The organism is Pseudomonas sp. UW4 (assembly GCF_000316175.1).
Taxonomy (GTDB): Bacteria; Pseudomonadota; Gammaproteobacteria; order Pseudomonadales; family Pseudomonadaceae; genus Aquipseudomonas; species Aquipseudomonas laurylsulfatiphila.
In genome coordinates this window covers 3,879,326-3,892,638 of sequence record NC_019670.1, presented here as the reverse complement: position 1 = coordinate 3,892,638, position 13,313 = coordinate 3,879,326, and the positions used below count along the sequence as shown (strand labels likewise).

At 58.6% G+C, this 13,313-nt stretch carries 12 protein-coding genes; 7 read left to right on the top strand and 5 right to left on the bottom strand.

The genetic code is table 11. From position 1 onward, the window contains the following. Positions 1 to 442: 442 nt before the first annotated feature. Positions 443 to 1,747, top strand: coding sequence for a dicarboxylate/amino acid:cation symporter (locus PPUTUW4_RS16930; RefSeq protein WP_015095796.1), 1,305 nt, complete (start codon positions 443 to 445; stop codon positions 1,745 to 1,747). A 56-nt stretch (positions 1,748 to 1,803) separates the two neighbouring features. On the opposite strand, the gene PPUTUW4_RS16925 is transcribed toward PPUTUW4_RS16930, so the two are convergent. From PPUTUW4_RS16925 to PPUTUW4_RS16910, 4 genes are read right to left on the bottom strand one after another with little or no spacing between them, the layout of a single operon-like run. Beyond that, entirely contained in the window at positions 1,804 to 3,018 is a 1,215-nt protein-coding gene (locus PPUTUW4_RS16925; RefSeq protein WP_015095795.1) for a pyridoxal phosphate-dependent aminotransferase, read from the bottom strand. Beyond that, positions 3,015 to 3,653, bottom strand: a complete 639-nt coding sequence (locus tag PPUTUW4_RS16920) for a dimethylmenaquinone methyltransferase (protein ID WP_015095794.1) — start codon at positions 3,651 to 3,653, stop codon at positions 3,015 to 3,017. The genes PPUTUW4_RS16925 and PPUTUW4_RS16920 overlap by 4 nt, the downstream gene beginning before the upstream one ends. Beyond that, complete coding sequence (locus tag PPUTUW4_RS16915; protein WP_015095793.1) at positions 3,653 to 4,315, bottom strand: RraA family protein; 663 nt, start codon at positions 4,313 to 4,315, stop codon at positions 3,653 to 3,655. Before PPUTUW4_RS16915 ends, PPUTUW4_RS16920 begins: the two co-directional genes overlap by 1 nt. Beyond that, complete coding sequence (locus PPUTUW4_RS16910) at positions 4,315 to 4,980, bottom strand: RraA family protein (protein ID WP_015095792.1); 666 nt, start codon at positions 4,978 to 4,980, stop codon at positions 4,315 to 4,317. The genes PPUTUW4_RS16915 and PPUTUW4_RS16910 overlap by 1 nt, the downstream gene beginning before the upstream one ends. Before the next feature lie 105 nt (positions 4,981 to 5,085). On the opposite strand from PPUTUW4_RS16910, the gene PPUTUW4_RS16905 reads away from it, so the two are divergent. The 3 genes from PPUTUW4_RS16905 to PPUTUW4_RS16895 all read left to right on the top strand — a co-directional run bounded on the left by PPUTUW4_RS16905 (position 5,086) and on the right by PPUTUW4_RS16895 (position 8,560). After that, on the top strand, positions 5,086 to 5,979 hold the full coding sequence (locus tag PPUTUW4_RS16905) for a LysR family transcriptional regulator (protein WP_007980868.1): 894 nt from the start codon (positions 5,086 to 5,088) through the stop codon (positions 5,977 to 5,979). A 156-nt stretch (positions 5,980 to 6,135) separates the two neighbouring features. After that, positions 6,136 to 6,954, top strand: a complete 819-nt coding sequence (locus tag PPUTUW4_RS16900) for an alpha/beta hydrolase (RefSeq protein WP_015095791.1) — start codon at positions 6,136 to 6,138, stop codon at positions 6,952 to 6,954. Positions 6,955 to 7,105: 151 nt separating this feature from the next. Further along, a complete protein-coding gene (locus PPUTUW4_RS16895) occupies positions 7,106 to 8,560 on the top strand; it encodes an alanine/glycine:cation symporter family protein (RefSeq protein WP_015095790.1) in 1,455 nt (484 codons plus the stop codon). Positions 8,561 to 8,621: 61 nt separating this feature from the next. Here the strand turns inward: PPUTUW4_RS16895 and PPUTUW4_RS16890 are convergent, their stop codons facing one another. After that, the gene (locus PPUTUW4_RS16890; RefSeq protein WP_015095789.1) at positions 8,622 to 9,998 is read right to left on the bottom strand and encodes an MFS family transporter; all 1,377 of its coding nucleotides are present in this window, start codon (positions 9,996 to 9,998) and stop codon (positions 8,622 to 8,624) included. 494 nt (positions 9,999 to 10,492) lie between these two features. Here PPUTUW4_RS16890 and PPUTUW4_RS16885 point away from each other — a divergent pair, with 494 nt between their 5' ends. The 3 genes from PPUTUW4_RS16885 to PPUTUW4_RS16875 all read left to right on the top strand — a co-directional run bounded on the left by PPUTUW4_RS16885 (position 10,493) and on the right by PPUTUW4_RS16875 (position 13,272). Beyond that, positions 10,493 to 11,434: a LysR substrate-binding domain-containing protein gene (locus tag PPUTUW4_RS16885; protein ID WP_015095788.1), complete on the top strand. Its 942-nt coding sequence runs from the start codon at positions 10,493 to 10,495 to the stop codon at positions 11,432 to 11,434. A gap of 167 nt (positions 11,435 to 11,601) precedes the next feature. Beyond that, on the top strand, positions 11,602 to 12,726 hold the full coding sequence (locus PPUTUW4_RS16880; RefSeq protein ID WP_041475060.1) for an MFS transporter: 1,125 nt from the start codon (positions 11,602 to 11,604) through the stop codon (positions 12,724 to 12,726). Between the two features lie 357 nt (positions 12,727 to 13,083). Beyond that, positions 13,084 to 13,272, top strand: a complete 189-nt coding sequence (locus PPUTUW4_RS16875; protein WP_015095786.1) for a hypothetical protein — start codon at positions 13,084 to 13,086, stop codon at positions 13,270 to 13,272. Positions 13,273 to 13,313 lie beyond the last annotated feature (41 nt).

Sequence of the window (13,313 nt, the reverse complement as noted above, 5' to 3'; positions counted from 1 at the left end):
GGCGCAGTGGTGAGCGGCGATAACCACAAAATATGGGCAGCGGGAAACCGACAAGTCGTCGTTCACGAAAGCGCCGGGCTTGAGCGCGCTGTCATAGCATTTGGGCATATCTGGTAGAGCGTGATCGGCTCTTATTGGGGGAGCATGACTAGCGTAGTTTTCGGGACACGTCGGTACAGCAAGTAACCGACGCAACCACAACTATAAGATCCGAGGATTGCACCTATGTATGACAGCCTCCTGCAGTTGGCTTGCCCCGTCCTGTCCGCTGTCCATGACCTGTTCCACCCGCATCCATCCTCGGCCTGCCATTACAGGCACTTTGCACTTGCCTTTTTCATTCCGTAGCACCGTGGCTGTCCTTGCGCTTTTCAACGTTATCGCGTGATTACGCGGGCGTTTGCCCAAGCTACTTTCCAGAAAATACGACAACAGGTGCGTTATGAAAAACAGGCTACCGGCCGCGGCAGGCATTCTGATCGCCATGCTGCTGGGGATCGCTATCGGCTACATGATTTTCCTGAACTTTCCAGACAAAGCGGCGGCGACCCGGATCGCCGGGTACATCTCGATCATCTCTGACATTTTTCTACGCCTGATCAAGATGCTCATAGGTCCTTTGGTGTTTTCGACATTGGTGGTGGGCATCGCACACATGGGGGATGCATCCGCTGTCGGTCGTGTATTTGGCAAAGCGCTGGGCTGGTTCGTCACCGCTTCATTGATATCATTGTCGGTGGGGTTGGTCATGGCCAACATCCTGCAGCCAGGGCACAACCTGGGGTTGCCGTTACCAGACGTCACTAGCGCCACCAATCTGCAAACGTCTGTGTTCACCCTCAAGGACTTTATGACGCATCTGGTGCCCAAGTCTTTCGCGGAGGCCATGGCCACAAACGAGATCTTGCAGATCGTGGTGTTCTCGCTTTTTTTCGGCGTGGCATTAGCTTCCCTGGGTAAGAAAGCCGAGGGGCTGATCAATGTCATCGAGGAGCTGTCCCAGGCGATGCTGAAAGTCACCGGTTATGTGATGAAACTCGCGCCGCTGGCTGTGATGGCAGCCATGGCCGCGACCGTGGCCATTAACGGACTCTCCATTCTGGTCAAGTTCGCCGTCTTCATGCGAGACTTCTATTTCGGCCTGATCGTACTCTGGGCGATGTTGATTTTTGCCGGCTGGATGTTCCTGGGGCGGCGTGTATTCAAGCTGGTGGTGCTGATCAGGGAGGCTTTCCTTCTGTCTTTCGCCACAGCCAGCTCCGAGTCGGCTTACCCGAAGATTCTTCACGCACTGGACCGTTTCGGAGTCAGGCGCAGGATCTCCAGTTTCGTCATGCCCATGGGGTATTCCTTCAACCTCGACGGCTCGATGATGTACTGCACGTTTGCCGTGCTGTTCATCGCTCAGGCCTATGGCGTCGAGATGTCGATCGGCACGCAGATCACTATGTTGTTGACGTTGATGCTGACCTCCAAAGGCATGGCCGGCGTGCCGCGCGCTTCGCTGGTGGTCATCGCCGCGACGCTGACCCAGTTCGATATTCCTGAAGCCGGTTTGCTGCTGATTCTGGGGATCGACACCTTCCTCGATATGGGCCGCTCGGCCACTAACGCGGTGGGCAATTCCATCGCCACGGCAGTGGTGGCGAAATGGGAGGGCGAGTTGATGAGTGAGGATGAGGCCGAGCGAGACGCCGCCGCGCTGGACGCTTCGGGTGAGGTGGGGGAGAAACCGCTGACTGTCTGACCCGTGCCGAAAAAACGAAACCCGGCAATGGCCGGGTTCGTTCAAACACACTTGGGTTAACGCAGGGTGCTACAGAACGTGCTGATGGCCTCGCAGGCCTTGCGCAATGAAGCGTTATCCAGGGCGTAGGCGATGCGAATGTAGGGGCCAAGGCCAAAGGCGCTGCCATGCACCACCGCCACATTCGCTTCGTCAAGCAATGCGTGGGCGACATCTTCATCGGTGAGCAGCGCTCGACCGCCCGCGGAGGTACGACCGATCAGCCCCGCGCAGGAGGCGAACGCGTAAAACGCCCCGGCTGGGCTGACGCATTCAAGACCAGGTGTGGCGTTCAAAAGCTCCACCATCAAATCCCGACGGCCCTGGAACGCGGCACGGCTTTCGCGGATGAAGTCCTTGGGCCCCTCCAGCGCGGCGAGTGCGGCCTGTTGCGAGATCGAGCTTGCACCTGAGGTCTGCTGACCTTGCAGTTTTTCCATGGCTTCCAGCAGCCAGCGTGGCCCGGTGGCAAAACCGATGCGCCAGCCAGTCATGGCATAGGCCTTGGAAACACCGTTCATGGTCAGGGTTCGCGTGGCGAGCCGTGGTTCAACCTGGGCGAGGGTATGGAACGCTTGATCGTCGAAGATCAGGTGTTCGTAGATGTCATCGGCCAGAATCAACACGTGAGGATTGGCCAATAGCACTTCAGCCAGGGCTTGAAGTTCCTCTCGGCTGTACACCGCACCGGTCGGATTGGACGGCGAGTTGAGGATCAGCCAGCGCGTCCGGGGTGTGATCGCCTCGGCCAGCGCCGCGGCCGTCAATTTGAAGCCGGTATTGGCCTCGCAGGTCACGATCCGGGCTTCGCCACCGCACAGCTGAACCATCTCCGGATAACTGACCCAGTAGGGTGCCGGGATGATGACTTGATCCCCCTCGTTGAGGGTCGCGGCCAGGGCGTTGTAGATCACCTGCTTGCCACCGTTGCAGACGAGGGTGTCTTGCCAGGTGACGTCCAGGCCGTTTTCGCGACGGAACTTGGTGGCCACCGCTTCTCGCAGTGAGCGTACACCGGCGACCTGGGTGTAGCGCGTGTGCCCGTTCTCGATGGCCTCAATAGCCGCTTCACGTACATGTCCGGGCGTATCGAAGTCTGGCTCGCCGGCGCACAGCGAAATGATCTTCGCACCTTGCGCCCGGCGCTCAGCCACCCGATCGATTATCCGATAGGTCGCCGACGGCTGTGCACTGGCCAGGCGTTGATTGAGTCGTTGGATATCGACGGTCATGCCCGGGTCCTCCACGCTGTCAGGTTCATCAGTTCGAGAGTGGAACGACCTTCGGTCAGCGCCTGCATCATCTGTGCTTCCTTGCTTGCGCGGGCTTCGCCTTCAGCGAGGGTACGGGCCGCATCTTCCTTGGGAATGATGATCACACCATCATCGTCCGCCACTACCAGATCACCGGGCGAGACGTGTGCACCGTTGAAATTGAATGCCTGCCCGACCGAGGGAGCGCTGACCTTTACGGTGCCTTTGACCGAGATGCCACGGGCAAATGCCGGAAAGTGGCGTTTTTTCAGGGCGGCGATGTCACGAACGCCGCCGTCTATGACCAAACCGACAACACCCGCCGCTTCGGCGGCCACAGTGAGCACTTCGCCCCAGTAACCGGCGATGAAACCTCCGGTACCCACCACCAGCACGCTGCCGCGAGGCACGCGTTCCATGGCCAGGTGCAACGCCAGGTTGTCACCCGGCGAGCATTCCAGCGGGTAGGCCGGCGCGGCAATGAAAGCACCGTCCCAGACGGGACGGATCGCGCTGTCGACTGCACAGGGCAGATGGGATGCTTCATACAGCGTCGAACTGCCCAGGACTTTTGCTCGTTCGTGGAAATTCAACGGGAGGGGGAGCGTGGTCATCAGACTTTCCTCTGCAGGCTGTGGTAACCCAGTGCGGTCCGGGCTTCCTTGAGGGTTTTTCCTTGAGCGATCAAAGCCCGGATATCGGCTTCGACCGACTCGATCTGGCGGGCGCACGCGGCCACTTCAGCTGCCCGGGCGCGAGGCACAATCACCACGCCGTTGGCGTCGGCCACCACGATGTCACGGGCACACACCCGGGCCGTGCCGACGGACACTGGCTGATTGACGGATTGAACCTGCACGCGGTCCTTGCCGGTGCGCATGAAGCGGCCTTTGCTGAAGATCGGATAGCCGTCACCCAGCGCCTTGTTCACGTCACGGCATACGCCGTCGATGACCGTTGCGGCGATCTGCCGGCTGCCGGCGTACTGGGTCATGATGTCGCCCCATACCGTGCAGTCGTTACGGCCACTGTTGTCGATCACCACGACGTCACCGGGGAGCACGTCTTCGATGAAATCGCCCACGGTCCCTGGTGGCACGCTGGCCGAAACGTACTGCACGGTGAACGCCGGTCCGACGATGACCTTGCAGTAGTTGTCCAGCGGTGCCACGCCCAGGCATTGGCCGGGCAGGCCGAGTTTGTCCAGGGCATCGGAGACGCCAGGGGTGTCCAGGCCTTCAAACAGGGCCACAAGTGCTTGGTCTTCAGGATTCATCAGGAACGCTCCACCTGGATAGCTTCGAATTGGGTGTCATGCATCACTTCGGCCACTGAGCGGCCGCTGCGAACAGCTTCCACCATGCCGTCCTGGCGACGGGTAATACGCTCGCCAAGATCGACAACCTTCTCGATGTACGCGTGGGGCACGAACACCGTTCCGCAGCGATCGGCGATGACATAGTCGTCTTCGCTGACGTCGACACCCGCCACATTGATCGTCACGGCGGCATCGATCTGCACTACCCGATTGCGCGCGCTGATCATGGTGACGCCACGGCCATAGACCGGATAGCCAATCGACTCGCTGCCATCGATGTCGCGGCTGAAGCCGTCGATGACGGTGCCGCGCACCTGTTTGCCGGCCGCGGCGTTGGCAAGAATGTCGCCCCAGCAGGAAATGCCCTCGATACCACCGGCGATCACCAGCACGCGGTCGTTGCTGTCGATCTGCTCCACTACCGGGGTGATCAGATGCACGGTGGGTACGCTGTCGGTTTTTGGCGCCAGCAACACGGTGCTGGCGCGACCGACGATCTTCGGGCAGTTCCACAGTGGGCGTAGCCCCACGGTGGCACCGGCCAGGCCGAGGAAGTCTAGGGCGTCGGATACCGTGTTGGTATCCAGCGCCGCCAAGCGATCGAGCACACTCTTTTTGTTCATGGGGTAGCCCCTGCGATGACGGAGGCGACCAGTGTCGACGAGGCGATTTGATAGGTATATTACTAATCACAGAAGCGTTAGATACGCTAAACCTATGGAAAAATCATGATCAATTTCCGTCTGATCCGTCACCTCTGGCTGTTCCTGGCCGTCGCCGAAGAGCAGAATTTCGGCCGTGCAGCCAAGCGGCTTGGCATGTCTCAGCCTCCCCTGAGCGAACAGATTCAGGTGCTGGAGCAGGCACTCAAGGTCCAACTGTTCGAGCGCTCGCGACGCGGGGCGAAACTGACCCCCGTGGGGGCGGCGATTCTGCCGGCGGTGCGTAAATTCGCCGAGCAACTCGAGCGCCTGGAACTGGCGGTTGAGGAGGCGGTAGCGGGACAGTCGGGGATGTTGACTATCGGCGCCATCTCCACAGCCATGTTCGACGTACTGCCCGGTCTGATCGAACAGATGAAGGTCGATTACCCGAACCTGACCGTATCCGTGCGGGAAATCGACAGCGTAGAGGCCGTTCCGGCGCTGGAAGCCGGTGATATCGACCTGGCCTTCGCCCGCCTGGACGGTGATCTGGGCGCCTCGATCCAGTCACTGCCATTGCTGGAAGATCGCCTGGTAGTGGCGTTGCCCAGTGACCACCCATTGGCTGCGCGCACGCGTATCAGTTTGTCCAGCCTGGCCAACGAACCTTTGGTGATGTTTTCGCGAAAGGTCAGCCCGGTGTATTTCGACAACTTGATTGCAACCTGCCGAGCCAGCGGATTTTCCCCTCGCGTGCTGCACGAAGTGCGTTCTGTCGCTTCGCAAATCGCCTTTGTCAGCTATGGGCAGGGCATCGCCCTGGTACCGGCATCCTTGAAAAAAATGGCACCGGATAACGTGGTCTTTCGATCATTGAGTCAGAAGCTCAACGTGGTGACGACGGCGGTGGCCTGGAATGCGGATCGGCCCAATCCGCTCATAGCCGAAGTCATTGCCCGATTGCGGAAAAAGGCCTGAGACGGGCGAGGGCGGCGAGTGGGCGATCAACGATAGGTTTGGCGTATGGAAACCTTCCACAATTAGGAATTTACATAAGACTCCAACCGGCTGAAATTGGGCCTGTCGCCGATGACCTGTTTCGGCGGCAGACTTATCGTCCAAGGAGTCCTTTACGTGACCGCATCCGAAACGTTCACTCATACGCAGGTCCCGTTGACCGTCGAGGGCGTCCAGTTGAACGTCGCCGCCATTCATCGAGATGGCAACCTGACGTCGATCGTGTTTCTGCATGGTTTTGGTTCCACCAAAGAGGACTACGCCGACATCGTGCAGCACGCGGAATTCGCCGGGCATCCCTTCCTCGCCTACGACGCACCGGGCTGCGGTGAGAGCCAGTGCAGCGACCTTTCCAGTATTTCTATTCCTTTTCTGCTGCAGACCGCATTACAGATGCTGGAGCATTTCGGTATCGAGCGCTTCCATCTGGTCGGCCACTCCATGGGCGGACTGACTGCGCTGATGCTGGCCCATCAGTTCCCGGAACGGGTAATCAGTTTCGTCGATATAGAGGGCAATATTGCCCCGGAAGACTGTTTTCTCAGCCGGCAGATCGTCGATTTTCCAAGCGATGATCCAGAGAAGTTCTTCACGGCTTTCATCGAGCGTGCCCGGCAGGCCCCGGCATACGCCAGCGCACTCTATTCGGCGAGTCTCAGGCACAAGGTGCGTGCCGGGGCCGTGCGGGGGATATTCGAGTCGATGGTCGACCTTTCCGATAACGCCGACCTCATGAGCAAGTTTCTCGGCTTGAAGTGCCCGCGAATGTTCATGTACGGCGAGCAGAACGCTTCACTGTCCTACCTTTCGCACATCGAGGCCCGAGGCGTGCGTTTGGCGCCAATTCCGGCCTGCGGCCACTTCCCCATGTACTCCAACCCCATTGCGATGTGGAAACAGATCGCCGATTTCCAGACCAGCAGTCGAACCGGGTAAGTCCGATCGCCCCGATCGCTCCCCGATGTATCGCGCGAGCCTGACAGGGGCTCGCGGTTGCTATTCAACGCGCTTCATCCCACATGCCTGCCACGGCGATGTGTGAGGGCGCGTGCATGCCTGTAATCCATAACAACAAGAGGTTCAAATCATGCTCGAAGTCATAAACGGCTTTCTTTCCGGAAAGCTTCTGATCGTGCTCATCGTAGGCCTGGGTGGCTATTTCACGATTCGTTCACGCTTTGTCCAGTTTCGCCATTTCCTGCACATGTTCGGAGCCTTTCGCGATAGCGTGCAGAAGAGCGCCGGTCAGATCAGCTCGTTCCAGGCCTTGATGCTTAGCCTGGCGGGTCGCGTAGGGGCGGGTAATATCGCCGGGGTCGGGTTGGCCGTGACGTTGGGCGGGCCCGGTGCGGTGTTCTGGATGTGGGTGACCGCACTGGTAGGCATGTCCACCAGCTTCTTTGAGTGCAGCCTGGGACAGTTGTACAAACGATGCGACGCCAAGGGACAGTTCCGGGGTGGGCCGTCGTATTACATCCAGTACGGACTGAAACAGGCGTGGCTGGGTAAGGTCATGGCCGTGTTGCTGCTGGTGACTTTCGGTTTTGCCTTCAACGGGTTGCAGTCCCATGCCGTGACTCACTCGCTGAACAATGCGTTCGGCTTCTCTACGACTTACTCCGGCATTGCGATTGCCGTATTGCTCGGCCTGGTATTCATGGGCGGCATCAAGCGCATCGCTGCCGTCTCGGACCTGTTGGTGCCGGTCAAGACACTGGCTTACATTGGCGTGACCGTTTATGTGATCGTGCTTCAGTTTGACCATGTACCGGGCATGCTGATGACCATTTTCAAAAGTGCCTTTGGCCTCGACCAGGCATTCGCCGGCCTGGTTGGCAGTGCCATCGTCATGGGCGTCAAACGCGGGGTGTTTGCCAATGAGGCGGGCCTGGGCAGTGCGCCCAACGTAGCCGCCGTAGCGAAAGTCGATCACCCGGCGGCTCAAGGGGTGGTTCAAGCTTTCAGCGTCTTCCTGGATACCTTTGTGATCTGTACCTGCACGGCGCTGCTGATCCTGTTGTCGGGCTTTTACACGCCGGGTTTCGAAGGCGATGGCCTGGTACTGACACAGAACGCACTGGCGGCTGTGGTCGGGGACTGGGGGCGCACGTTCATCAGCGTGGCGTTGGCGCTGTTTGTCTTCACGTCGATCCTCTACAACTACTATCTGGGCGAAAACAACCTGCGCTTTCTACTGGGTGATAAACGCGCGGCGGTGATGGCCTATCGGGGCCTGGTGTTGCTGTTGATCCTTTGGGGCGCCGTGCAAAACCTGGGTACGGTCTTCGCCTTTGCCGATATCACCATGACGCTGTTGGCCTTCGTCAATCTGATCGCCCTCGCGCTGTTGTTCAACGTCGGCATGCGCCTGCTGCGTGACTATGACCGGCAGCGCAAGGCCGGCATCAAGACGCCGATCTTCGACTCCAGCCAGTTCACGGATCTTGATCTTGATTTGCAGGCATGGCCCCATCGGGAAAAGGTCGGCAACAGCATCTCCGAATCTGTAACGCCGGTAGCACCTGCACCTGCCATAAGATGATGAAAAAAGGGCCCATGACAAATCATGGGCCCTTGAAGGTCGTCTGGGGATGCTCCGTCAATCAGACTCGCGCAGCATGCGGTTTTACACATCCCTTCAAACCTGTACGTTCTTCAATCTCGCCTGAGCCACTGATATAGCCGTAACGCGACAGGTTTGGCATCAGCATCGCGGCAATGAAGGTGATGCTCACGACCGCTGCTACGTAGAAGAAGAAATACGCCTCGATGCCCTGTGAGCGAAGCGACAAGGCCACGTATTCGGCGGTGCCGCCAAATGCCGCGTTACCCACCGCATAGGGAAATCCAACCCCCAATGCACGTACGGCAGGCGGGAACAGTTCGGCTTTGACGATCCCGGCAATCGGCGTATAGAGCGACGCAATGGCCAGGCCGCCAAGCACCAGCACGAATGCCATGAACGGGTTGCTGACCGACTGTAGCGAGTAGAGCAGGGGGATCACCAGCAACATGGCCAGCCCGGAAAACATCAGCATGTGCGCCTTGATACCGATGCGGTCGGCGAGCAAGCCGAACAACGGTTGGCAAAGCATGAAGCCGATCAGGGCCGCCGTCATGATGAAGCTGACCGTTTCCGGATTGAAACCGGCGGAGATCACCAGGAACTTCTGCATGTAGGTAGTGAAGGTATAGAAATACAGCGAACCGCCGATGGTGAACGCCACCACCAGGGCAACTGCGCGTTTGTGTTTGAACATGCCGCGCAGAGAGCCGGCATCCTTGCGGCTCATGTCTTTCTTGTTGGCGGTTTCATGCATGGCGCGACGCAGATACACCACCACGATCGAACTCAGCGCGCCGATGAAGAACGGAATCCTCCAGCCCCACTCGCGCAACTCTTCGCCGGTCAGGGTTTGTTGAAGAATGACTACGGTCATCAAGGCCAGCAACTGACCGGCAATGATGGTGAAGTACTGAAACGAGCCATAGAAGCAGCGGCGGCCCGGTGTCGCGATTTCGCTGATGTAGGTGGCGCCGGTGCCGTATTCCGCACCGACCGACAGGCCCTGAATCAGCCTGGCAACCACCAGCAGGATCGGCGCCGCGACGCCGATGGTTGCGTAGGTCGGCATGACGGCGATCAGCAGCGAGCCGGCGCACATCATGAACACCGAAATAATCATCGAGACCTTGCGACCACGAGTGTCAGCGATCCAGCCGAAAATCCAGCCACCGAGCGGGCGCATGAAAAAACCGACGGCGAAGACGCCCGCGGTCGCCAGTAGCTGGCTGGTGGTGTCGCCTTTGGGGAAAAACGAAGCGGCAAAGTAGATGGCGGTATAGGCGTAAATGAAAAAGTCGTACCACTCCACCAGATTGCCCGAGCAGGCACCCATGATGGCTTTGACGCGGTTCGGCGCTCTCATCGCAGCGGTTTCGGCTGAGTGGTCTTTGGCGTCTGGGATTGATGCGGACATGTGATTCACCCTTTTTTCAAGGCGAGGAGAGACGAGGAGCGCGCTGATGCGCGTCCGAGACTGACTCGTTGGGTTTTGGGTTTAACGAAAAGGCGTGAACTCGCTCACGGCCGGTTTTCCGTAGAGAAGGGGGAGGGTGGAGGCACGAGCGTGGCGAGCGGTAGTGACCCGGGGAAATCGGACGGGTGAGACGAAGCATTGAACATCATGGCGCGAACCCTCGAATCTTATTCTTGTAATGAGTCGAGCGCTCTGTGGCGTCGACGTTGATTGCACGCTACCGCAGAGTCGGGAGGGTAATAAGCCGTCAGGCAGGCCTAACTGATATACCTGAATTATATAGCTTGATAGCTTGGCGTGCAGCCCCGGCGGGCCGGGGGTTACAGCCGGCTTGAAAGTCCCGGGGCCGCATGACACGGGGGTTGCCGGTCATTCCAAGGTGCACAAATGCGATTACACTCACAGCACTTTCGCCGCATAACGCGTCGAGCCCGATGCTGACTGGCCTGGTAATGGATGTCGTTCAACTCAAAACCCTGATTCATGTTGCCGAACTGGGCAGTCTCAGCAAGGCCTCGGATCGTCTTCACATCGCGCAACCGGCACTTAGCCGGCAAATTCGATTGTTGGAAAAGGAGCTTGGCACCTACCTGTTTGACCGACATGGGCGAGGCATGGAGATCACCGATGCCGGCCGTGAAGTGCTGGCACATGCCACCCGAATCATGGAGGAAATGGAGTCCATTCGAAGTTCTGTTGTGGGCGCAAAGTCATCTTTTCGGGGAACGGTCGTCATCGGCACGACGCCGACGGTCGCGCAAATTATCACCGTTCCATTGGTACGCAAGATCAAGGAAGCACATCCGAATCTCGCCATCAGGTTTTCCTCGGCCTTCAGCGGCTATCTGCTCGATTGGGTTCAGCGTGGCGAACTGGAGCTGGCGATTTCTTACGATCCCCAACCCCTGCATACGCTGCGTATCGTGCCGGTGATGATGGAAAATCTGCTGCTGGTCGGTCCCGCCAGCGCCAACCTGCGTCTTGATACGCCGGTTTCGTTCGAGTCATTGGCTGAGCAGCAATTGGTATTGCCAAGCGCTCGACATAGCCTTCGCGTGATTCTGGATGATTGTGCGCGTCAAGTCGGGATCAAGCTCAAGACCAGCGTTGAAGCCGACTCCTTCGGCGCCATGATCGACCTGGTCCGTAATGGCTTCGGTTTGACCGCTTTGCCTTTGGCATCGATTTACGCGCAAATCGAAGCAGGCGTGCTCAGTGCGGCCCCCTTGGTCGACCCCGTTCCCATGCGCAAGCTTGTTCAGGTTTTCCCGGCCGACAGGCGTGTCAGTCCGGCCGCCAAATTTGTCGGGGATGCCTTCATCGAAATTGCCGCCGATCTGGTCAATCGCAAAATCTGGGCTGGACACATGCTTTGAGTCAACGGCGAATCTGTTAGCTGCGAGTGCCCCGTCCCCGTGCAAATCGCCCAATTATCCGCAGTTGCGCGGTTGCTCACGACTTCCGCTTTTTTCTGATTACTGATGACATTGTCTTGAACCAACAAACGCGACTGCCTGGCGTATTCGGCATCTTCATTTTGGGGATGCTGCAAGTTCTGGTCTGGGGAGGTTCGTTCTTCCTGATGGCCGTCATGGCCGATCCGATCATGAAAGAGACCGGCTGGGCCAGCCAATGGGTGTATGGCGCACTGTCTCTGAGCATCCTGGTTTCCGCGATGCTGGCACCGTTGACCAGCCGGCTTATCGGCCGGTACGGCGGCCGCCCCATCCTGGCCAGTAGCGGCCTGGGCGTCGCCATCGGGTTGTTTCTGATGGCCAGTTCGACCTCGTTGCCGATGTTTTTTTTGTCGTGGGCAGTGATTGGCGTCGGTATGGCGCTGGGGCTGTATGAAGCGCTTTTCGCCGCTTTAGGTTCTCTCTATGGAGAGCGCGCGGGCAGTGCGATTACCGGGATTACGCTCATTTCAGGGTTTGCGACAACACTGTCATGGCCCGCGGTTGCGCTGGTCATCGAACACCTTGGCTGGCGCGCGACGTGCGTGGCTTATGGGGTGCTATTGGTCGTTGCCGTGGCACCGCTATATCTCTGGGTGCTGGCGCGGGGCGCGGGAGCACTCACAAAAAGCCAGGCAGTGAGTGATGAAGGTCGCTTGATCGATCAGCGGATCTACCTGTTGCTCACACTGATTTTCGCGTTGGGTGCAGTGATCATGACGGCGATGTCGGTCCAGCTGATTTCACTGTTGCAGGGGCAGGGGTACTCGCTTGCAACCGCCATCGGGCTGAGCGCTTTACTGGGGCCGAGCCAGGTCGGTTCACGTGTTCTACAAGTGTTTTCGCGAAAGCGTCACCCGATCTGGACGACGTTGATCTCCGTGGTGTTCGTGGCAATCGGTCTGCTGTTTGTGACTATCGCGCCGGCAATGACCGCTCTGGGGCTGGTGATCTACGGCGCGGGTAATGGTTTGCGGGCGATCGTTCGAGGCCTGCTGCCATTGGCCCTCATGTCGCCTGCCCATTATGTGTTGCTGATGGGGCGCATGGCTCGGCCTTCGCTCATTGGACAAGCCTTGACCCCGCTCGCGGGCGGTTACCTGTTGCAGGCCTGGGGCGCTGGCGGTGTGCTTGCGGGCCTGAGCTCGCTGGCCGTATTGAATGTGTTGTTGGTTTTGCTGCTCATTAGGCTGGTGTGTAAAGAGCCGCGCTGAGCCAGCGAACCACCCTGCGCTCTGAATCAGTCGTCCGGCTTGGGGAACATGGGCCAAAAAGTAAAAAGCCCGGCGCTGGGCCGGGCTTTCTGTAGATGGGCCAAATCCCTTTGGCTGTCCGTATTGTGCTTGATCGGTGTGACGAAGGTGTGACAGCTGAATACGAAATACCGTGGCGTAACCGTTGGGCCAAGTGCTACTGGAGTACGACACGACATCAAAACTTTCGATACTCTCTGCTCAGTACTCCACAATGGTTTTGGGGCAATCGAATGGCGGTCAGTGAAACGCAACTCAATGACTTGAGCATTCGCCCAGGTGGGATTTGTCTTTAATCCGGTCCGAGGTCTGATCGAGATGGCTCATTCACTTAAATACCAAATAGGCGAATCCGTCCGCACTATCGAGGCCGAGGTGGGGAAGCTGCTCGATCTGGCTGCAACGCTCAGAGAAGCAGGGGATGAAGAAATGGCTGCAGCTGTCTCGACCCAGGCGAACAAGCTGCTTGAAGCAGCAGTGGCGCTGAGGATCGCGATGTCAGGCTGACTGCTTGCGCTGCGTTCGTTGAGCCAGATTGAGCCAGATCG